The sequence below is a fragment of the Metabacillus rhizolycopersici genome, assembly GCF_020075705.1.
The window spans coordinates 1-21,783 of record NZ_JAIQUM010000077.1 but is presented as its reverse complement, the minus strand read 5'-3'; the positions used below and the strand labels follow the sequence as shown (position 1 = coordinate 21,783).

The 21,783-nt window shown below is 38.8% G+C and carries 18 protein-coding genes; 2 read left to right on the top strand and 16 right to left on the bottom strand.

Features of this window, described 5'->3' with window-relative positions:
* The 5 genes from K9V48_RS22735 to K9V48_RS22715 form a co-directional block, all read right to left on the bottom strand.
* Nucleotides 1–1,150 (bottom strand): malate synthase G (locus K9V48_RS22735; RefSeq protein WP_224141407.1); only part of this gene is annotated, 1,150 nt, incomplete at its 3' end.
* Between the two features lie 353 nt (nt 1,151–1,503).
* A complete protein-coding gene (gene yhfH / locus K9V48_RS22730; protein ID WP_224141406.1) occupies nt 1,504–1,665 on the bottom strand; it encodes a protein YhfH in 162 nt (53 codons plus the stop codon).
* 52 nt (nt 1,666–1,717) lie between these two features.
* A complete protein-coding gene (aceA, locus tag K9V48_RS22725; RefSeq protein ID WP_224141405.1) occupies nt 1,718–2,998 on the bottom strand; it encodes an isocitrate lyase in 1,281 nt (426 codons plus the stop codon).
* 585 nt (nt 2,999–3,583) lie between these two features.
* On the bottom strand, nt 3,584–4,846 hold the full coding sequence (locus K9V48_RS22720; protein WP_224141404.1) for an MFS transporter: 1,263 nt from the start codon (nt 4,844–4,846) through the stop codon (nt 3,584–3,586).
* A 32-nt stretch (nt 4,847–4,878) separates the two neighbouring features.
* Nucleotides 4,879–7,002: an acetate--CoA ligase family protein gene (locus K9V48_RS22715; protein WP_224141403.1), complete on the bottom strand. Its 2,124-nt coding sequence runs from the start codon at nt 7,000–7,002 to the stop codon at nt 4,879–4,881.
* Nucleotides 7,003–8,122: 1,120 nt separating this feature from the next.
* Between K9V48_RS22715 and K9V48_RS22710 the strand changes: the two genes are divergently transcribed.
* On the top strand, nt 8,123–9,799 hold the full coding sequence (locus K9V48_RS22710; protein ID WP_224141402.1) for a sigma-54 interaction domain-containing protein: 1,677 nt from the start codon (nt 8,123–8,125) through the stop codon (nt 9,797–9,799).
* A gap of 271 nt (nt 9,800–10,070) precedes the next feature.
* Here the strand turns inward: K9V48_RS22710 and K9V48_RS22705 are convergent, their stop codons facing one another.
* The 10 genes from K9V48_RS22705 to K9V48_RS22660 form a co-directional block, all read right to left on the bottom strand.
* Nucleotides 10,071–11,180, bottom strand: a complete 1,110-nt coding sequence (locus K9V48_RS22705; RefSeq protein WP_224141401.1) for a citrate/2-methylcitrate synthase — start codon at nt 11,178–11,180, stop codon at nt 10,071–10,073.
* 143 nt (nt 11,181–11,323) lie between these two features.
* A complete protein-coding gene (locus K9V48_RS22700; RefSeq protein ID WP_224141400.1) occupies nt 11,324–11,491 on the bottom strand; it encodes an aspartyl-phosphate phosphatase Spo0E family protein in 168 nt (55 codons plus the stop codon).
* A 311-nt stretch (nt 11,492–11,802) separates the two neighbouring features.
* Nucleotides 11,803–12,987 (bottom strand): acyl-CoA dehydrogenase family protein, encoded by a 1,185-nt coding sequence (locus K9V48_RS22695; RefSeq protein ID WP_111614763.1) that lies wholly within the window; start codon nt 12,985–12,987, stop codon nt 11,803–11,805.
* 118 nt (nt 12,988–13,105) lie between these two features.
* Entirely contained in the window at nt 13,106–14,074 is a 969-nt protein-coding gene (locus K9V48_RS22690; RefSeq protein WP_224141399.1) for an electron transfer flavoprotein subunit alpha/FixB family protein, read from the bottom strand.
* 17 nt (nt 14,075–14,091) lie between these two features.
* On the bottom strand, nt 14,092–14,859 hold the full coding sequence (locus tag K9V48_RS22685; RefSeq protein WP_224141398.1) for an electron transfer flavoprotein subunit beta/FixA family protein: 768 nt from the start codon (nt 14,857–14,859) through the stop codon (nt 14,092–14,094).
* Between the two features lie 274 nt (nt 14,860–15,133).
* Complete coding sequence (locus tag K9V48_RS22680; RefSeq protein WP_224141397.1) at nt 15,134–17,206, bottom strand: (Fe-S)-binding protein; 2,073 nt, start codon at nt 17,204–17,206, stop codon at nt 15,134–15,136.
* 333 nt (nt 17,207–17,539) lie between these two features.
* Nucleotides 17,540–17,956, bottom strand: coding sequence for a MaoC/PaaZ C-terminal domain-containing protein (locus K9V48_RS22675; protein WP_224141396.1), 417 nt, complete (start codon nt 17,954–17,956; stop codon nt 17,540–17,542).
* A gap of 14 nt (nt 17,957–17,970) precedes the next feature.
* The gene (locus K9V48_RS22670; protein WP_224141395.1) at nt 17,971–18,396 is read right to left on the bottom strand and encodes a MaoC family dehydratase N-terminal domain-containing protein; all 426 of its coding nucleotides are present in this window, start codon (nt 18,394–18,396) and stop codon (nt 17,971–17,973) included.
* A gap of 53 nt (nt 18,397–18,449) precedes the next feature.
* A complete protein-coding gene (locus tag K9V48_RS22665) occupies nt 18,450–19,208 on the bottom strand; it encodes a beta-ketoacyl-ACP reductase (protein WP_224141394.1) in 759 nt (252 codons plus the stop codon).
* 70 nt (nt 19,209–19,278) lie between these two features.
* Complete coding sequence (locus K9V48_RS22660) at nt 19,279–20,445, bottom strand: thiolase family protein (RefSeq protein ID WP_224141393.1); 1,167 nt, start codon at nt 20,443–20,445, stop codon at nt 19,279–19,281.
* A 669-nt stretch (nt 20,446–21,114) separates the two neighbouring features.
* On the opposite strand from K9V48_RS22660, the gene K9V48_RS22655 reads away from it, so the two are divergent.
* Nucleotides 21,115–21,417, top strand: coding sequence for a hypothetical protein (locus K9V48_RS22655; protein WP_224141392.1), 303 nt, complete (start codon nt 21,115–21,117; stop codon nt 21,415–21,417).
* A 130-nt stretch (nt 21,418–21,547) separates the two neighbouring features.
* Here K9V48_RS22655 and K9V48_RS22650 read toward each other — a convergent pair.
* Nucleotides 21,548–21,783 (bottom strand): DDE-type integrase/transposase/recombinase (locus tag K9V48_RS22650; protein ID WP_224141391.1); only part of this gene is annotated, 236 nt, incomplete at its 5' end.

The window sequence follows — 21,783 nt, the reverse complement described above, 5'->3', positions numbered from 1 at the left end:
AGTTTTGATATTCTCCATTTCCTAATAAAGAGTGTTTTGCAAGTAAACTAGTTATTACTGCATCCATAATCCCCTCAGGAATTTCCTGACCAGCAGCATCTAAGATCGCATTTGTGGTCATTAAATGTCCAACGTTTCGAATAAACATAAGTGAACGACCGCGCAATGAGATTTTTTCGCCATTTGGACCAGTGTAAATGCGATCTGGATTCATTTTTCGAATAAACGCTTTATTATTTTTCGTGAAAGAAGCAGTTAAATCTCCTCTCATAAGACCTAACCAGTTACGATATACAAGTACCTTATCATCAGCATCTACTGCTGCAACTGAATCCTCACAATCCATGATCGTTGAAAGTGCTGATTCGATTAGAATGTCTTTAACGCCTGCTTGGTCTGTTTTGCCAATCAGGTGGCTTCTATCGATTTGAATTTCAAAATGCAGGCGATTATTTTTTAATACTATTGCCGATGGCTTATCTGTTTCTCCCTGATAACCAACCAGCTTTGATTCATCTTGAAGACTTGTCGTTTCTCCATTACTAAATGAAACGACTAATCTCCCTTCAATTAATGCATACTTTTCAGCGTCTTTATGGGAGTAATCTTTTAAAGGTGCAGCTTGGTCAAGAAAATCCCTTCCAAATGAAATAACTTTCTCACCACGAACTTGGTTGTAACTGCCATCCTTGTGTGCTCCTCCTTCCTCACTAATTGCATCTGTTCCATAAAGTGCATCGTAGAGGCTTCCCCACCTAGCATTTGCAGCGTTAAGTGCATACCTAGCATTATCTACAGGAACGACTAATTGCGGTCCTGCATGTACAGCAATTTCATCATCTACTCCTTCAGTCGTAACTTGAAAATCTTCGACTTCCGGCTCTAAATATCCAATTTCTTGTAAAAATGTTTTATACTCAACAAAGTTAAAATCTTTATTTTCTCTATGCCAACTATTGATTTTATTTTGAATTTCATCACGACGGGCTAATAATTCTTTGTTTTTTGGAACCAATTCAAGTATCAGCTTTTCAAAATCAGCCCAAAATTGTCCCTGATCTACATTACTTTCCGGTAGTCCTTCTGCATTGATAAAGTTATATAGTACAGATGCCACTTGAAGATTACCTACTTTAACATAGTCTGACATCATATATTCCTCCTAAGTTACCAATTTAATTCATATAAAACTTTTAAATATATAGATAAAAATCTATCTTTTTATCTATATTCATCCTCTGTGGTGCAGGGGTGTTTTTTCGCTACATGGGTGACTAAAGATTGAATAAACCTATTAAGAGCCTTCTAGTAAGCCATCGATGAATTGGAAAGATGTCTATAAGTACCATATCAATCGGTTGGGAACCTTAAATGTTGTTACGCAAATACCTTTTTCTTTATATAAATTTAGAAGAATCATTTAGGCAAGTTGAAAGGACCATTTTTTGGATTAAGAAAAAAGTGGCCCTTTCATTCTTTAGCAATTTTAAATTATTTATTTAATTATTCAATCTCTTTACTTAAACAATGATCACATTTAGTCAAATAAGATTCATGTTGCTCTTCAATTTTGTAACCACAGTCAACACAAGTTTTTGGTGGTAATTTCTTATAAAACGTTGTGTTATCAATAATTCCTTTTACTTTTATTGTTCCATTATTCATAAGAAATCCTCCTCCAGCTATTTCAATTTTATGATAAAAAATCCAGTCAATGTTAACGTGTAAACTGCGCTGATTCTGTTGAATCTTTCATCGCAGTTGTAGAGGATGTTCCACCTGAAATAACTTGTGCTACTTCGTCAAAATATCCAGTTCCAACTTCGCGTTGATGTCTTGTTGCAGTATATCCATCTTTTTCAGATGCAAATTCTGCTTGCTGTAACTCAGAATAAGCACCCATACCACGGTCTTTGTAACCAAGAGCAAGCTCAAACATGCTATGGTTAAGAGCATGGAAACCAGCTAGTGTTACGAACTGGAATTTATAACCCATTTTCCCAAGTTCTCTTTGGAAGTTTTCAATTGTTTCGTCATCCAACTTTGCCTTCCAGTTGAAAGATGGTGAGCAGTTGTAAGCTAGCATTTTACCCGGGAACTGTGCGTGAATAGCTTCTGCAAAACGTTTTGCTTCATCTAAACTCGGTTCAGATGTTTCACACCAAATTAAGTCACAATATGGAGCATATGCAAGTCCGCGAGCAATTGCTTGATCTAGACCAGCTTTTGTACGATAAAATCCTTCCGGAGTTCTTTCAGCTGTAATGAACTCTGAATCATAAGGATCAATGTCACTTGTAATAAGATCCGCTGCATTTGCATCTGTTCTAGCAATTAACACAGTTGGAACACCTAAAATATCAGCTGCAAGACGAGCAGAAATTAAATTGTTTACTGCATTTTGTGTTGGAATCAACACTTTTCCACCAAGATGCCCACATTTTTTTTCAGAAGCAAGCTGATCTTCAAAGTGAACACCTGCAGCCCCAGCTTCAATCATTGCTTTCATGAGTTCAAAAACATTTAACTGACCACCAAAACCAGCTTCTGCGTCAGCAACGATTGGCGCGAACCAATCAATATCGCCTTCACCTTCCATATGTTGAATTTGATCTGCACGTTGAAGCGCCTGGTTGATACGTTTTACTACTGAAGGAACACTGTTAGCAGGATATAAGCTTTGGTCTGGGTACATTTGACCAGCTAGATTGGCATCTGCAGCAACTTGCCAGCCACTTAAATAAATCGCTTTCAATCCTGCTTTTACTTGTTGAACGGCTTGGTTTCCCGTTAAAGCACCTAATGCGTTAATATAATCTTCCTCGTTCAAAAGTTTCCAGAGACGATCTGCTCCCCTCCTAGCAAGTGTATGCTCAATTTGAAGAGATCCACGAAGCTTGACAACTTCTTCTGCAGAATAAGAACGTTCTACCCCTTTCCACCGAGTATCTAGTGACCAGTTTTCTTCCAATGCTTTGATTTGTTCATTTTGATTCATTTCTCTCCACGCCCTTCATATTAATAAGTTTTTAATAAGTAGTTAGAGTCAGTATCCAACATTCCAATGATTTCCCTAAATATTAGGAAAGCCCTTTCAGAATACCAACTCCTAAAGAGGGAAAAGTACTGCATTTACCAACTTCATTCCTCCTTATTTTCGCTCTATTGTTATATAACAAAATATTTTAATTAAATCTATTATATAACACATAGAAGTAAAAATAAATAATTTTTATAATTTTTAAAATATTAATAAAATAAAAGGAATAAAGTGTTGTACAACAGAAGAACCTCTAGGTTTGGTTGGTCTTTAATAAGATTTAAATGAAAATATTCTTTTCTTGGACCTGTTAAAATTACACTAGTGAGGTTCACAGGCAGCCATGTTTATAAGTCAGAGATAGCTTTTGCAACATGATCATTTTCTGACCTAATTGTTGTTTGAAGGAAGTTTATAGGAATCGGAAATAATCCGCCCCCTTAGTTATCAAGTAAATATATTTTTGAATCATCCGTGAAACAAGATTATTCTGGTGATCCCAGTGACGAAACACAAGTTCATGGTTTGTTTCGATTATGCATTTTAACTCACCGACTCATTTTTCCCCAGATTTACCATGTTTCCAACTTGCTTATCTGGTTTACAGAATAGAAGAAAAGTTATTCCAAACACTACCATTAATGTCCCGATAAATAAAATAGAATAATCAAATCCAAGCACGACATTATTACCCGTTGATTGCACCAAGGCTCCTGAAACAATTGGACCTATTATCCCTGCCAATTGGGCAAAGCCTGTCCCGATACCTAATATTAAACCTCCCCTTTCAGGAAGCAAGTTCGTCGCAATCGCCGGCCATAATACGAACATGACATACGCCAGTGCTTTCCCAACGCACATGACGAATAGAACATATATAGGGTCATGTATAATGGTAATGGAATAGAAAAGCAGACCTGCCAGAGTAACAGCCCCTCCGCCCACAAATACACGCGATTTGCGTATGCTTTGATTTTTCTTATAAAGACTATCTGAATACCAGGCAAACAACAAAGTAAGAATCGCAGAAGAAATCCCGATAATGGATGCATAATTACCCATTTCCTTTGGCGTCAATTGGATTGCTTGAACAAAATAAGCAGCCAAAAACGCCTGCATCCATCCCAAGAACCAATATGACGCGAAAACAGCAAGACAAACTAAAAGAAAATTACGAGACAGTAATACAGGATAAATCTTTGACCAACTGATTTTTGGTGCAGACTTAGTTCCCCCCGATATCAAGGTCTCTTGCTTAGGATTTTCCTTTCCAATCCATAACCAGAGGACGAACCAGACAATACCAATCAGGCCTAAACCTCCATAAGTATGTCTCCAACCCACTTCACTAATAGTGGAAACGAGTACTGGCGCCATAACTAAACCACCTATTGTACCACCGGAATTCATGAGAGCGATGGCGATACCTCGACGTTCAGGCGGAAACCACTTGGTAATAAGGTTGGCGGCTGTGGCAAAATAAGGCCCCTCGAAAATCCCCAACAGCACCCTCATCAAAATGAGTCCGGTTAGCCCTGTAACTAGATACGATCCAGATTGTATGATTGTCCAGGATATTACCATGATCGCCATTATCTTTTTGGCTCCGAGTCGGTCGGATAATGAAGCTCCCAACACACCCGCAATCGCAAAAAACCAGAAAAAACTACTTCCAACCAATCCCCATTGAGTGAAGTTAAGATTAAACTCTTCCATAATCGGGATAGCTGCATATCCTGCTACTGACTTGTCTGCAAAGTTGAGCACTGTACCAAAAAACGCAAATGCAAGTATCACCCAGCGCATAAACTACTCACTCCTCCGAAACCGGTTTTTATTTAACGCGATAAAGATAATGCTTCTTGCTTTCCAACGAATAATGCATCAAGAGCTGTTATACCTTTTCCTTCTTCATGCACCATTACTGGGTTTATATCCAATTCTTGCAGCCAATCTTTTTGATCCAAGCACAACTCTGAAACCCTTACGAGTGTTTCCGCCAATGCATGGACATCATAAGGGCCTTTACCGCGGACACCTTTTAAAATGTCATATCCTTTTATGGACTGTATCATCTCCTTTGCATCTTCTATGGTTAATGGAGCTGGCCTGATCACCGAATCTTTAAATACCTCAACAAAAATGCCTCCTAAGCCTAACAGTACACATGGGCCGAATAACGGGTCTTGAATCGAACCAACCATTACTTCGACACCCTCCCCAATCATCTCCTCAACAAGAATTCCGTCAACTTGAATCTTCAGGTCGTATTTTAAAGCGTTTAACATGATTTCTTCAAAAGAACTTCTCACTTCCGCGTCTGAGTTTACATTGATTTTCACGACGCCAACCTCGCTTTTGTGGGCGATTTGCTGTGACAGTACTTTTAAAACGACAGGATAGCCTATTGTATTAGCTGCTTCGATAGCCTCCTCAACGTTTCTAGCTATGTTTCCTGCCGGTGTAGAAATTCCATATGTTCGCAAATAACTTTTGCCCGTATACTCATTAATCGTTCCTTCGAAAGCTTCTAATTCCGTACAATTTGTCAATCTTTCTGCAAAAATATTATTTTTTTCAGACAGCAGTTCTTTACGTTGGTTATAATGCAACAGATTTTTTAGGGCTCGAATTGTACGGCTTGGCGTAGGAAGCCAACAAATACCTCCAGCAGATAACATTTCTTTCGTCTTTTCTGAAGCGCCTGCCCAACAAACAACAAACGTTTTATTCGTTTCATTAGCTATTTTCGATAATTTAGGAATAATTACAGGAGCGACAGGATCCCCGATTTGCATGTAAATCACAAGTGCCTCTACCCCCTCATCTTCCAATAATACCCTGATACTACCAGAAAGTTTATCGAGATCTTGAATGATTTGCGCTGTCACATCAATTGGATTTTTGACAGATGCAAATGCAGGTAACATTTCTTCAAGCTGTGTGATTGTCTCTGGCATCAACTTTGTTAACTCCACATTGTTTTGTTCACATTTATCCGCCATTACGATTCCGGCTCCACCCGAAATGGTAACGATAGCTGCCCCACCTCTTTTAGGACTCGTTTTTGCCTTATGAAACAGATTGATCGTATCGATCAGTTCTTCTTCATCATCAACTTGGACAACATTCCTTTGTTGAAAATAACTGGAGTAAATCGATGAATCCCCAGCTAGAGAAGAGGTGTGGGAAATTGCTGCATTGGCTCCTAATTGGGACGTTCCTACCTTCATCAAGATAAGCGGCTTATCATGATGTTGGCACAGGCGAATGGCATTATCCATTTTCTCCATATCCCTTGCCCCTTCAATGTAACCGCCAATGACTTTGATCTCTTCCTGCTCGGCAAAATAGTGAACATAATCAAAAAAATCGACACCAGCCTCATTCCCGGAAGAAACAAAATATTGATAACCTACTTCCATTTCTTCTAGCATTTTGTAGGTAAGGGTTCCAAAAGCTCCACTTTGTGTTATAAATGCTATGGGATCCATACGGCTGGCTTCTATTTGTTGAAACGAAGCAACTGCTTTGTCTTTTAAATTGAAAAAACCTAAGGAGTTAGGCCCACATACTGGAATACCCGTTCGTTCAACAAATTCAGTCAGACGCTGTTGAAGTTCCCGCCCATTTTCTCCAATTTCCGCAAAACCCGAACTAAAAACAACCGCACTTTTCACTGATCTTTTCGCCAATCTCTCCAGGGCAGGCAAGACATCGGTTGCTCTAATTGAAAGAATGGCCATATCAATATCTCTTGGCAAACTTTCAATATCCTGAAAGCAGGGAAAACCTTCTATTTCGTTGTATTTCGCATTAACAGGGTAAATGGATCCTTGATATCCTAACTTACGTAAAAGATATAACGGTCTTGCGCTAATTTTCCCTTCTCCGCCTGATGCACCGATAATCGTAATAGACTTAGGAGAAAACATAGGTTCTAAATTAAGTTTATTTTTCACGGATACTCACCTCTTTAAAATAATCATTGCTCTTTGAATTTAATTTTCCGTATTAGTTCTAGTCTTAATTAGGAAATAGGAATGTTCAATGTTCCGATTCAACAAATGGATGAACATTTTATCTAGCCGACGAAGCATAATCCTCGTCTATACCCTCGTGCGTAAAATATAAATAGATATATAGATTAAGTGAACTACGTCTGTACAGGCAGTTGAAAATGGTTGCTTTATAACTCCATAAACTTCTGAAAACAACAATCAGTATGCTTAATAGGTTCGAGCTATTTCCCTCTCCATTTGAAAGACGGTTCTCTATTCTGTCATAAATCACCGTATATTCGCAGGATAATCTTCTGTGAAGGATAATAAATACCTATACAATAATATGGCCCCCCTCCTGACAGCATTTTTTCCATTATCTCATTCCCACAAGTCACTTCAGACCATCACAATATACTCATCATCTCCCTTCATATTTATCTTCTGGATAAGAAATATAAAAGCAATATTCCTTACATATATGGTATTTGCAAAAATAGTGCCAAGATTCAGATTAATTAAAATACAATAATAATAAGGATTTATTCATTATGCTTTAATTTGCAAGATTCATAGTTAAATTATCTTGTTCGCTTTTCCATGTTCTAGTTAAATCATTTTTGAAACGTAAAATTTATTTTTGAATTAAAAATCAATTTAAGGACTTCTTTCAATTTCTTTAGGAGTTTCCACCACATTCTTTCCGTCATCCTAACCAGTTGATACCTGATTTGGATCCGTTAATACGTTGCCCCCAAAGTTTTAACCAGAAAATTTATTGTTTTAAAAAAGTACAAACCGAAAAAAAGAAGCAGAACATTAATGTGAGCTTCTGTTAAACTGATTAATAGAACAAATATAATTTAACACGCGTATTGATTACACAAAATTAGACAAACTTCCTCCCTTATATAAAAACTTCATATTATAGAGTTGACCCTTTTGTATTTAAAAGGTATGATTCTAGAAAGTATTCTAAATATTCATATAAATATACACTAGGTAAATTCTACATCGAATGAACTTCTATCACCTAAAATTGAAAACGCATTCATTTTCTGTAAAGAAGGAGTGGCAAGCATTGGATATATTTCCGGATTGGCTGGAGTCTATTCCATTTCCTATGATAATAACAAATCAACAAAAGGTAATTAAAAACTATAATTCTCTCTTTTCCAGGCACTTTGACAAAGTTGTGATTGGGAAAAATATAAAAGAATTATTTCATCAATGGGAAACATTTGAGAAACAGCTTATTTTAGCGAGACTAGAGAATCAATCTTATTTATTGCAATATAACTATATCGAGTGTGACACTGAAACATTGGTACTATACATTGTCTCAGACGGCACCTCCATTCAACATTTACAAGGTATGATAAACGAGTTAGAGCATGAGAATAGAGAATTAGACGCAATTTTTGAGAACTCTTCCGATGGCATTTACATTACAGACAGTGATGGATTGACGCTAAAAATAAATGCCGCTGTAGAGAGAGCCATTGGTCATCCAAAGGAAACTTTTATAGGAAAGAATATCAAGCAATTACTTCAAGATGGGGTTGTTGATGAAGCGATGACCTTTAAGGTGCTTGAACAGGGAAAAACAATCCATTCAATACCAACTAACCACTTCAACACATACTTAAAAACCGCTGTACCCATTTATAGTGAGGACGGAGAAATCAAGAAAGTGGTCACCTATCTTCGGGATCTCTCAGAATTAAATCATCTTTATCAAGAGTTAAAAAAGGCATTGGAAATAAGTGAACAGTATAAAGCAGAGTTAGAAAAGTTAAAAAACAAAACATCGTGGAATCCAAATGTTGTCGTAGAAAGTAAACAAATGTTAGATATTTATGAGATGGGAGATCGGATTGCTAATTATGATGCTACTGTACTAATACTTGGGGAAACAGGTGTAGGGAAAGATATACTGGCCCAGCATATTTACCATGCTAGTCAAAGACAGCTAAAGGGGGAATTCATAAAAATTAATTGTGGATCTATTCCTAATGATCTCTTGGAATCAGAGTTATTCGGTTTTGAAGCGGGCTCTTTTACAGGTGCGAGTCGGTCAGGAAAACCCGGACTGTTTGAATTAGCCGATAAAGGGGTTTTGTTTTTAGATGAAGTGGGAGAACTACCTTTAGCTTTACAGGTAAAACTGCTCCGTGCTTTGCAGGATAAACAGATTCAGCGGATTGGCGGAACAAAACCCAAAAGTATAGATGTAAGGCTTATAGCAGCAACCAATCGAAATCTAAAAGAAATGGTTGAAAAGGGTGAATTTAGAGAAGATTTGTATTATCGCTTAAATGTGCTTCCAATCTCAATCCCTCCTTTGCGGGAAAGAAGAGAGGATATATTACCTCTTGTTCAATCAATTCTTCAGAAAGTAACTAATACTTATGGAATTTCCAAAGAATTCGACCAGAATATTAAAAATTTTTTCTACAACTATAATTGGCCGGGGAATGTGAGAGAGCTATCTAACCTTGTGGAACGACTAGTCATTACGGTGCCTTCTAATTTTATCACTACAGTTGATCTTCCGGAAGAATATCAGGACAAGGTACCAGTTGCTATTAACGAGATGACACTGAAGGAAGCAGCCGAGAATGCTGAACGTGAGATATTATCCGTTGCAGTCCAAAAATTTAAAAATACATATGAATTGGCAGAAGGATTGGGGTCGAGCCAGGCAACGATCGTAAGAAAACTTAAAAAATATAATTTGACAATAATACCTACCTGATATGAATTGTTGGAGAACGAAAAGAAATAAGTATTGCCGACACATCTTATAGATACAGATGTGTCGGCAATACTTTTTCTTTTTGACCTAGATTATCGGATTGATTATGAATAATCTTCCATAAATAAACGACAAAAAGAGGCATCCCTGGAACAAAATACAATGTTCCCAAAGTTTATTTCCGAATCTGACAAGACCATAAAAAACACGAAATGAGTTCTGATGCAAAGGTTGCATTTATTTAAAAATAGTACGATAGTATTGAAATAGCTTATCTATGTTCCACTGGAACATAGTGCCTTAACTGTGGTCCAATATACTCCGCTCTTGGACGAATTAAGCGGTTATTAGAATACTGTTCAAGAATATGAGCTGTCCAACCCGATGTTCTGCTTACAGCAAAGATGGGAGTAAAAAGGTTCCTATTGATTCCTAAACTATGGTAAGTCGTTGCTGAGTAGAAATCTACGTTAGGAAGCAAGCCCTTTTCCAATGTAATGATTTCATCGATTTTCACAGAAATATCGAAAAATTTACTTTGTCCTGTAAGTGTTGTCAAATTTTCCGCCATGTTCTTTAAGTATTTAGCACGTGGATCTCCTGATTTATAGACGCGGTGACCGAAACCCATGATTTTTTTCTTATCAACTAAAGCTTTGCAAATATAAGGCTCTGTATTTTCAACCTCACCAATTTCCTCTAACATTTCCATTACCGATTCATTAGCTCCTCCGTGCAAAGGTCCGCTTAATGTACCTATTGCCGACACAATTCCTGAATAGATGTTAGCTAGCGTTCCTACCGTTACTCGGGAAGCAAATGTTGATGCATTTAATTCGTGATCTGCATGAAGAACAAGAGCCGTATCTAATGATTTACTAGCGATCTCCTCTGGTTCTTCACCATTTAACATATATAAGAAATTTTGAGAAAAACTAAACTCAGGTTTTGGAGATAAAATATTTTTGTTTTCTTTTACTCGTTGGATAGCTGCTACTACTGTCGAAATTTTCGCTTGTATATTCAAAGCCTTGCGGTGATTCGCTTCAAGAGACATATCGTATGCTTGTGAATCGTACATCTCGAGTGCTGATATAACCGTTCTAAGTATAACCATTGGATGGGCATCCTTCGGGAAGGATTTAAGGAGAGAAATGATTTCTTCTGGCAATACACCTTGTACAGCGAGCTCCTTCTTAAGTTCAGTAAGTTGTTGAGCTGTTGGCAAATCATCGTTCCACAACAAGTACATGACCTCTTCAAAGCTTGCATGCTCAGCTAATTCATTAATGTTGATTCCTCTATATGTTAATACTCCGTTCATAATAGAACTTATTCCGGATTGTGTAGCCACAACCCCCTCTAATCCAGTTGTTAACATGTTCTCTCTCCTCTTTTCTTTTACAGTTCTAAAAACCTTACTAATAAATATCACCATTCTTAGTTTTAAGATTTAGAGCTATAATTTTACTTTAAGCACTACAGAAATGATTTTATTTTCACCCTACAACATGTTGCTATTTTTCATTTTTTATAAGAGAGTTTTTGATAAATCGTGATGATTTGGTCTAATTTCTGACTAAAACAAATGGTCTTAGGGCTATTTAAACCAGTTGCTTTAGCAATCTGGATTAATTCTTCTTTCAGTTGGTTGATCCTGTATTCTAATTCATATATATCTATAATTATCATACAAATTCTCCTAACTACCCATTATCTTTAATTGTTTATTGTAATAAAGCCTTTCTTGGGTCAGGCGGCAGAGCGGTGATGGCTTTTATTTATATTGGTGTCCGAGGGAAAAACGAGTCCGAGACAAATGAGTGGGGAAGAAACAGCAGCGCTGATTACCGCTGTGGAGCTTCACGGTACGCTTCAGAATCAAATGTTAAAAATCTTCTCCCGATGAAGTATCGGAAGAAGATTACACTCATAAGTAAAACAATCTGTCGTATAGGCCGAGTCCTCCCGACCCCATTAAGAGAACCGTACTTTAGCTACCTCTATCCATTTAATCCTAATTTTTTTGCAATTATGACCTTCATGATTTCGTTAGTTCCGCCAAAAATCGGGGCAACGGCAATATCCCGGTAACGGCGGGCAATTTTATATTCTTCCATAAAACCATAACCGCCATGAAGTTGCAGGCATTCAGCCGCATTTTTTCTCGCCATATCGGTGATCCAATATTTAGCCATAGATACCTCTGTAATCACATCTTGTCCCTGCATGTATTTGACAACGAGATCATCAATAAAGGTACGGCCAATTTGAACTTGCGTGGCAATCTCCGCAAGCTTAAATTGAGTATTCTGGAATTCGCTGATCTTCTTTCCGAATGCTTCACGCTCTTTTACATAATCTACAGTTAAACTGAGCATATCCTCAGCAGCTACTTGAGCACCAAGAGCAACCAGAAGTCTTTCCTGCTGAAGCTTGCTCATCAAATAAGTGAATCCCATTCCTTCTTCGCCAAGAAGATTAGAAGCCGGTACTCGCACATCTTCAAAAATTAATTCCGCAGTATCCTGAGCGTCCAGCCCTATTTTGTCCAACTTTCGTCCACGGGAAAATCCAGGCGTACCATCTTCTATAAGGAAAAGGCTGACCCCTTTATGCGGGGGATTAGCATTCGGATCGGTTTTGCAGGCTACCACCACCAAGTCCGATTGAATCCCATTAGAAATAAAGGTTTTTTGACCGTTAATGATATAACTGTCCCCATCCTTGACAGCGGTAGTGCGAAGACCTGCAAGATTTGAACCGGTTCCAGGCTCGCTCATGGCAACAGCTGTGAGGATGTCTCCACTGATGCAGCCAGGCAAATATTTTTGCTTCTGCTCTTCAGTACCGTACGAGGCAATATAAGGAGTTACAATCGAGCTATGCAGGTGTCCTCCTCCTAATCCATATCCAACTCGTATTGACTCTTCAGCAAGGATGATAGCAAAGCCGAAATCGAGCCCAAGTCCGCCGTAACGTTCATCTACCCACGAGCAAAGAAAACCCTGGTCACCCATCTTCTTCCAAAACGAACGTGGCACGAGTCGATCTTTCTCCCATTGATCGAAATAAGGAACAGCTTCTTTTTCAAGAAATTTGCGTAACGAATCCTGAAACATCAAGTGCTCTTGAGTAAAAAAAGGACGTGATTTTTTCTGAGAATCTGAAATAGTATTTGCTAACATTTTTGTTTCCCTCCAAATTTATCATTTATAGTTTGATTTCATAGTGTATCTAAATTAGTTCTTCCGTGTGCTCCCTGAGCTTCATAGGAAGGGTGACTGTCCCCTTCACCATGCAGATTTAACTAGTTACCAATGCCTTTCTAATTTCTTCCGTCAACATAGGGACAACCTCAAATAAATCGCCGACAATCCCGTAATCAGCTACTTGAAAAATAGGTGCCTCCGGATCTTTATTAATTGCGACAATAATTTTCGAATTAGACATACCAGCCAAGTGCTGGATGGCACCTGAAATGCCGCATGCGATATAGAGATCAGGAGTGACGACTTTTCCTGTTTGACCAATTTGCAAAGAATAATCACAATATTCAGCGTCGCAAGCCCCCCGTGAGGCACCAACTGCTCCTCCCAGGACCTCCGCTAATTCTCTAAGTGGATTAAACCCCTCCATACTCTTTACTCCCCTGCCGCCGGAAACAATGATTTTAGCTTCACTGAGATCTACCTCACCTGAAGTTTTTCTCACGATTTCCTTAACAATCGTTCGCAAATCTTTTATTTGCGGGTGGAAGTAAATTAACTCGGTCTGAACATGTTTCTCTACCGTCTCAAAGTTATTTGGACGAAGAGTAGCAAATTGCTTTCCTTCACGGAATGTTTTCTTCTCAAATACTTTGCCCGCATATATCGGACGAGTAAACACAATCTTGCCATCCTTTGTTTCTACTCCAGTACAATCGGATATTAAACCGATCCCCAAACGTGCGGCAACCCGCGGTGTTAAATCTTTCCCGATAGCTGTATGACCCATAAGAATGATATCTGCCTGTACTTCTTCAATCAAGCCAGTCAATGCTTGGGCATAAGCATCTGTTGTATAAGTAGATAAAGCCTGGTTGTCTGTCACATACAGCCGATCGGCTCCGAATTTGCTGATGTCTTCTAGAAAAACGTCTGCTCCTGAGCCAAAAAGGACTGCACTTACTTCCCCATCTCCCCCTAAAGATTGAGCTAACGTTAATGCTTCAATGGATACATTTCTTAATTTTCCGTCTTTTACCTCAGCAACTACAAGTACTTTACTCATCTTCTCAATCCTCTCCTTTAAAGAACTTTTGCATTTGTGCGAAGCAGTTGAACTAATTCGCTAACCTGATTAGCCATTTCTCCTGTTAGAGTTCTCCCTGCTTGCTTCTTAGACGGCAAATATTGATCAAGTACTTCTGTCTTAGCACATAGGTCCGTTTTTGAAATATCCAGTTCATTCACATCAAGATGTTCAATCGGCTTTTTCTTTGCCTTCATAATCCCTGGAAGAGAGGGATAACGTGGTTCATTCAACCCTTGTTGGGCAGTCGCCAAGAAAGGAAGCTCAACTTCGATCGTCTCCAAATCCCCTTCTACATCTCTTTCTACAGTTGCTTTCCTTCCATCAATAGATAATTTAGTAATCGTCGCAACATGAGGAATCCCTAGAATTTCCGCTACTCGGATGGCAATTTGGCCTGCCCCTGAATCTACTGCCGTATTACCGCCAAGAATGAGATCAAAGGCCTGGTTCTTGACAGTAGCAGCAATGATATTCGAAATAACATATTCATCTGCTTCTGAACCATCATGTTCAATCTGCACAGCCTTATCTACTCCCATTGCCAGAGCAGTTCGAATCGCAGTTTCCGTCCGAGACGGGCCAACAGTAAGTAACGTTACTTCTGCCCCTAATTCTTCTTTTAATTTCACAGCTTCTTCCACAGCGTACTCATCATACGGATTGATGATGAATTCAACCCCTTGTTCGCTGACATTGCCATTTTCAAGAGTTATTTTCTCTTCGGTATCAAACGTCTGTTTTAATAACACTAGGATTTTCATAATCTTACCTCTTTTCCTATTAAAATGTTTTCACATATAGTAATTGCAATTTTCATGCCAAAATCAAATGGTACAAACTACTTGATATACAGGCATTTAAGATGACATCATTATTCAAAATTGATTTATTATTCAAGAGACACTGTTATCATGGTGATTCACATTTGAATCTAATAATTCATTGTTGTAACTTCAACTCTCTCCCTAAATTCAACTAACGATTTTAATTCAGCTATTATCCTAGATTAGCGGCTATAATTCTCAAATGGCGTTTTTAACAGACTAAGGATTTTTCTACGATTTCGGTAATGTCCATGGTTTTGACTCGTTCCTCGGCCTCTTTTGCCTTGGTTCCATCACTCATCATCGTCAGACAATATGGACAATTACTTCCAATCGTTGTTGGATTCAAACGAAGAGCCTGTTCCGTTCGTTCAATGTTAACCCGTTTTCCTTCGGTTTCCTCCATCCACATATTCCCGCCTCCGGCTCCGCAACACATTGCGTCTGCTTTATTTCGTTCCATTTCCAGTACTTGAACGCCGGGGATAGATTTTAAAATTTGCCGTGGTATATCGTAAATGTCGTTGTATCGGCCGATATAACAAGAATCATGATACGCAATGGCTTCTTGTACTTCCTTCGTTGGCTTAATGCTGCCTTCCTGAATTAGCTTGAAAATGAGTTCCGTATGATGATACACTTCGGCTTCTAAACCAAATTCAGGATATTCATGTTTAAATGTATTGTACGTATGTGGACAAATGGTTACGATTTTCTTTACACCATAAGCCTGGAAATTGGCTATATTCTCTTGGCATAGCTGTTGGAATAAAAATTCATTCCCCATCCGGCGAGCAGTATCACCTGAGCTACGTTCCTCGTTTCCTAAAATCGCAAACTTCACACCAGCCACATTCATGATTTTGGCAAACGATTGAGCAATTTTCTGGCTCCGATTGTCAAAGGATCCCATGGAACCTACAAAAAACAAATACTCAAAATCTTCTATTTCATCAACGGTAGGCACCACAATGTCTTCTCTTCCTTCGCGCCATTTAATGCGTTCCTTCCTGTTCATGCCCCATGGATTGCTTTGTCGTTCTATATTTTGGAAATAGCGAGTTGCTTCGTGCGGCATGTTACCTTCCGTTAACACTAAGTATCGACGCAGATCTATAATCTTATCTACATGTTCATTAGCAACAGGACATTGATCCTCACAGTTGCGGCATGTCGTACAGGCCCAGATCTCCTCTTCGGTGATTACATCACCAATCAAATTAGGCATTTCAACTGTTGCTGCTGTTTCCTGAGCTGACGATTCAGCCGTTAATGTAGGGGATAATGCAGAAGACCCAAAAACATAACTGGGCATCCATGGGTTACGTGAAGTAACAGCAGCCCCTTTTTCTGTCAAATGATCCCTCATTTTAATAATAAGATCCATCGGAGATAACGTCTTCCCGGTTCCTGAAGCGGGACACATATTCGTGCACCTTCCACATTCTGCACATGCGTACAGATCGATCAGCTGCAGCTGGGTAAAATCCTCTATTTTCCCGACGCCGTATTCTTCGATTTCTTCATCCTCAAAATCAATTTTCCTCAACTTTCCAACAGGTCCTACCTTCTTGAAAAAGACGTTAAACATAGCGAATAGCTCATGTGCTTGTTTTGACTGCGGTACAAACACCATGAATGAAAAGACGGTTACCATATGCACCCACCAAAATATATAGAACAAAATGGTTCCTGCCGTTGTTCCAATGCCCGAAAACAATAACGCTATAGCACCAGAAAATGGAGCATAGGCCAGATTCGGTTCATGATCTAACATAATCGCTTCGAATCCTAATGTAAGCAGGATTGATGAGGTTAGAGTAGATAAGGCAATATAGACAAAAGCAGCTTTGCCGTCACGCTTCCATTGCAATCGCTTTAACTTTTCACCATATCGACGGTAAAATCCATATACAACAGCCATCAGCATTAAGAATGTTGCCCACTCCTGCAGAAGACTGAAATATTTATGTCCCTCACCAAAAGGAAATTCATAACCTTTAATAAATCCTTTTATAATGAGCTCAATAAGTCCTACCTGAATGATAAAAAAGGTATAAAACAAAATTAAATGCATGAACCCGCTTTTCTTGTCTTTAAACAATTTTCTCTGACCAAATACGTTGATCAGAACTTCTGTGATGCGCTGTTGGGTATCTTTTCTTAAATCAGATTTCTTTCCTAACTTGATGAAGGTGACACGGCTATAGACAAGATTTGCAAACGTATAAATCCCATAGCCCGTTACTGCCAAAAAGGCAATAAAATTAAGGAATGCCAGCATATATGTTCATCCTTTCCTTTCAATATTTTTTCAATACTAACAGCAAATCTAACGCCCAATAAATATGTCAAATGGAACAAAAGATGTTACCGAATAAAAAATATTCAATTCATTACAATTAATAAGGGGCGTTTTCCTCATATATGTTTCATCGTGCTTAGAGGAAGCTTACTCTAATCTGTATATATTATCTTTACTTTCAGTGAGCATATCTTTACATTTCAATCCGAAGTTTCTATTGAAATTTGAATCGTCTCTACCAACAACAGATTACATCGGATAGAAAAATGCAGCCGTTCTCACAAAGACTTGGCTGCATTTTTCCGTCTATATTTAGTAGAACTTCAGCGTTGCCTTACCTGCCGTTAAAGCCTTACCTGGTTCGCACTCTACGTAAATTTCTAAATCCAATGTACGCTCTTCCTCATTCTTGTTGGTAACCTTGGCCCGACAGTTCAGGACGTCTCCAGGAAATACCATACCTGCAAACCGAACCATCAACCTGCTGACAAAACCGTTTGTCCCAGCCAATTGGCCGCATAACTGACCTAGAAATCCCATACTAAGCATTCCGTGTGCAATTATTCCAGGTAAACCAACATGTTTAGCTGTTTCAACATCAGTATGAATCAAATTGAAATCTCCAGATGCTCCGGCGTATTTCACTAATTGTACTTTTTCAATAGCGGGCTTGACGAGAGGCTCCAACTCTTGCCCGATTTCTGCCCGAGTCCAGTCAATTCCATTCATTTAATTCCCTCCATTTAACGAACAATCAGTGTGTTTATTCCGCGATACACCAAGTTTCCTTCCAAATCTTCACCACGTGTTTCCTGTATAAGAAACGTCATCTTGCCAAGCTTACCTTCCCTTTCATAAACATCAGTAACAGAACTGGCACAGCACAAGATATCCCCTGCAACAATCGGCCTTTCATAAAGATATTCCTGCCCTCCGTGCAAAACTCTGCTTGGCTCAAATTTGACCTTCGGATTGAACACTCGGATCGTAGTTGGAAACGTAGGAGGAGCAACGATACTTCGATATCCGCATTCTTTAGCAAACGCCTCATCCCTGTATAGAGGATTATCATCGCCAATAGCTTGAGCAAAACTGCGAATGGCCCCTTTTTCAATCTCGAATATTTGCGATTCACTTGTACTTCCGATAATGCTAGGGTCTATCAGCAACCTTTTTCCTCCTTCCTTTTCAATTAATAGTAAATGCTGCTTTTATAACAAACCTAGCGAGCGCCTCCGTTGACATAAATAATTTGTCCATTCACGTAACTGGCGTCTTCACTGGCTAGAAAAGCGATTACATTGGCAATATCCTGGGGATTTCCAACTCTTCTAAGCGGATTCCTCTCTGCAACTAATTTTTGCTGTTCCTCGAAATCCAAGCCAACTCGATCTGATGTTGCTTTTGTCATTTCCGTTACGACATATCCGGGAGCAACAGAATTTACATTAATATTAAAAGGACCCAGTTCCAACGCCAGGCTTCGGGTAAATCCTTGCAATCCTGCCTTAGCTGTTGAATAGTTGGCTTGTCCACGGTTTCCCAAGGCTGATGTACTGCTAATGTTGATGATTTTTCCATAGCGTTCTTTTACCATAAATTTTTGCACTGCTTTGGCACATAAAAAGCTACCCTTTAGATGCACATTCATAACCATGTCCCAATCTTCTACAGACATTTTGAAAAGAAGATTATCACGGGTCACTCCAGCGTTATTCACTAGAATATCTATCTTTCCAAATTCATTAGCTACCTTTTCAACAGCAGCATCTACTTGCTCGATGTCAGAAACGTTACAACCTATTGCAATCGCTTCTCCACCTATGGATTGAATAGCTTGAACCGTTTCATAACAAACCTCTTCATGCAGATCAAATACTGCGACCTTTGCACCGTCTTGCGCTAATCGTTTGGCTGTTTCTGCGCCAATACCTCGGCCTGCTCCAGTGACAATAGCAACCTTATCTTGTAAACAACTCATTAGACAATCTCCCCCGTGAAATTTTTAGGTATCTCAAACAACAAGTAATGCTTTCTTACTGCATCTTCCATTACCTTTCAAGCATTAGGGCAATTCCTTGACCACCACCGATACAAGCCGATACAAGTCCGCGTTTAACTCCTCGGCGCTTCATTTCATATGCTAGTTTCATAATCAGCATGCCTCCGGTTGCGGCAATTGGATGCCCATGGGCAATTGCTCCTCCATTGACATTGACCTTTTCCAAGTCCAGGTGAAGTTCACGATCACAAGCTAGTACTTGACTGGCAAAAGCTTCATTAATTTCAATCAAATCCACATCCTCTAAAGAACATCCAGTTTTCGCCAATAACTTTTTAATAGCTGGGACAGGCCCTATCCCCATAATATTCGGATCCACACCGGAGAGTGCCCAATCGGCTACCTTCGCAAGCGGTTCCAACCCTCTTTTTTCTGCCTCCTTTTCTGACATCAAAAGCAATGCTGAAGCTCCATCAACGATACCGGATGCGTTTCCCGCAGTCACTGATCCATCCTTCTTAAATGACGGACGAAGCTTAGCTAACCCTTCCAAAGTCGTTTCCGGTCTAGGGTGTTCGTCTTCAGAGAATAAAGTAGTTTCTCCTTTTTTCCCTGTAAGAGATACAGGAACGATTTGTTCCTTATAAAACCCTTGTTCCACTGCTCGTTTCATGTTTAGCTGGCTTCTCAAGGAAAAGGCATCCTGTTCCTCCCGGCTGATGTTATAGCGCTCAGCAAGATTTTCGGCAGTAATCCCCATCGGAGGATCTCCGAGATGTTCCGGGGATAACGGTTTCCTTGATAGAAACTTAGGTGGAACCCGGTCAAAAGTTTGACTTGAGGGTTCCATTAGATAAGGGGCTCTAGTCAAGCTTTCCGTTCCCCCAGCTATCAGAATTCGCCCACTTCCGGCATTGATAGCGTCAGCAGCTAACGCCACAGTATTAATTCCTGACCCACATTGCCTGTCAATCGTAACCCCTGGTACCGATACGGGCAGTCCTCCTTGCAGTAAAGACAATCGAGAAATATTCCCTCCGCCTGCATTACAATTTCCGAATATGACATCATCCACTTCTTCACCAGCGACTTGTGCCCTTTGAAGCACCTCTTTGATGACAAGTCCCCCGTAAATGGATGGATGGAGATCTTTTAAAGCTCCTCTTAATCTGGCAAATGGAGTTCTTGCCACAGAAACGATAACCGCTTTACTCATCTTTTAAACCCCTCCTCATCTTTTTTTACTCAACCAAAACTTAAAGATTACTATTGCCGCCAGGTTATTTCGGTAATTACCACCAAATTAAATCAAATCATTTAAAGACAGTTCCGCCAATCACAGTTTTATGGATCATCTTTTGTTGACCAATCCAAAAATCCCTCAAATATACGGTGAGAATTCATTTTGTTATGATATGTAACACCGCCTGACTTTTACTAAGAACGATGTAATTTTCACACTCCTTCACTCGATTTCTTTCACTGTCCCATTCTTACAAGTCACCATTGATCTTATAACCCCATCACCCCGACCTAATTTATCTTATTGACAAAAAATAATAAAAGTAATGTTTGTTACACCTATATTACTTGCAAGAATAGTGCCAAGATTCAATTTTATTAAAATGCAGAAATAAAAGGATTTTTTCACCCAGTTTTATTTCAATAGATTCATAATTAAATTGTTCATTTCCGATTTGTTTAATTTAATTGAATTTATTTTTGAAGCGTATAATTCATTTTTGCATTTAATTTTGAATAGTAAAAACACCTTTCTTCTTTATTGAACATGCTTGAAAATATAAATTCAATTCGAGAAATATTGACTTACGATTTTAATTCCATGTTTTGTTGCCATGCTGGTTATGTCGAGAATGGAAAAGAAATGTTAAAGCGAAAACTAGATTACCTTAAGGACATCAGTGAGAAAGTAAAAATTTTGCATAAAGAAGGTTTTACAATTGAAGATATTAGAGAAGAATTGTTTCCAACACGATATGGCATCATAGATGTATTTAAAGGAGAGTGGGATTCTTTACACATAGTCTCTTCCATTTTGAAATGCAAAGAAGGAAACTGTTCTTCTATTAAACCAGCTAATAGTTTGTCAATATTTTTCAATAAAAACGGTTCTGGTGCAAAAGCTTCAAAATATCTGCAAGTATTCTCTCAAACTTGGACATACTGATACTATTACTCTAAAAAAGGACGTGATCAGTATGGAAAAGCAAAATCTATTCAAGTGGAAACATTATCGGTTCTGGTGCAAAAATCACTCGTTAGAAACATAGAGTGTGAGTTTCCTTTAAATTGCTAACTTATGAAGCTAATCCAAACAATTTATGGATGAATTCTTTTTGATTTTGGGCAGACTTCACTCCCTGATGAACCTGCTTCTTTTTCATCATATGCATGGCTTCTATGCCGCTCAGTATGTAAGTAGCTGTACGAAATGATTTCAATCCTAACATCGAACGGACTCGCTTTTTTATAAAACGATGATCCTGTTCTACGATATTATTGAGATATTTCACTTGTCTCATTTGGATGCCTT

What these genes read in the sequence shown, in the direction of transcription:
- yhfH (WP_224141406.1), bottom strand. Translation starts at nt 1,665, where the DNA reads ATGAATAATGGAACAATAAAAGTAAAAGGAATTATTGATAACACAACG.
- aceA (WP_224141405.1), bottom strand. Translation starts at nt 2,998, where the DNA reads ATGAATCAAAATGAACAAATCAAAGCATTGGAAGAAAACTGGTCACTA.
- K9V48_RS22720 (WP_224141404.1), bottom strand. Translation starts at nt 4,846, where the DNA reads ATGCGCTGGGTGATACTTGCATTTGCGTTTTTTGGTACAGTGCTCAAC.
- K9V48_RS22705 (WP_224141401.1), bottom strand. Translation starts at nt 11,180, where the DNA reads ATGTTAACAACTGGATTAGAGGGGGTTGTGGCTACACAATCCGGAATA.
- K9V48_RS22700 (WP_224141400.1), bottom strand. Translation starts at nt 11,491, where the DNA reads ATGATAATTATAGATATATATGAATTAGAATACAGGATCAACCAACTG.
- K9V48_RS22695 (WP_111614763.1), bottom strand. Translation starts at nt 12,987, where the DNA reads ATGTTAGCAAATACTATTTCAGATTCTCAGAAAAAATCACGTCCTTTT.
- K9V48_RS22690 (WP_224141399.1), bottom strand. Translation starts at nt 14,074, where the DNA reads ATGAGTAAAGTACTTGTAGTTGCTGAGGTAAAAGACGGAAAATTAAGA.
- K9V48_RS22685 (WP_224141398.1), bottom strand. Translation starts at nt 14,859, where the DNA reads ATGAAAATCCTAGTGTTATTAAAACAGACGTTTGATACCGAAGAGAAA.
- K9V48_RS22680 (WP_224141397.1), bottom strand. Translation starts at nt 17,206, where the DNA reads ATGCTGGCATTCCTTAATTTTATTGCCTTTTTGGCAGTAACGGGCTAT.
- K9V48_RS22675 (WP_224141396.1), bottom strand. Translation starts at nt 17,956, where the DNA reads ATGAATGGAATTGACTGGACTCGGGCAGAAATCGGGCAAGAGTTGGAG.
- K9V48_RS22665 (WP_224141394.1), bottom strand. Translation starts at nt 19,208, where the DNA reads ATGAGTTGTTTACAAGATAAGGTTGCTATTGTCACTGGAGCAGGCCGA.
- K9V48_RS22660 (WP_224141393.1), bottom strand. Translation starts at nt 20,445, where the DNA reads ATGAGTAAAGCGGTTATCGTTTCTGTGGCAAGAACTCCATTTGCCAGA.
- K9V48_RS22655 (WP_224141392.1), top strand. Translation starts at nt 21,115, where the DNA reads ATGTTAAAGCGAAAACTAGATTACCTTAAGGACATCAGTGAGAAAGTA.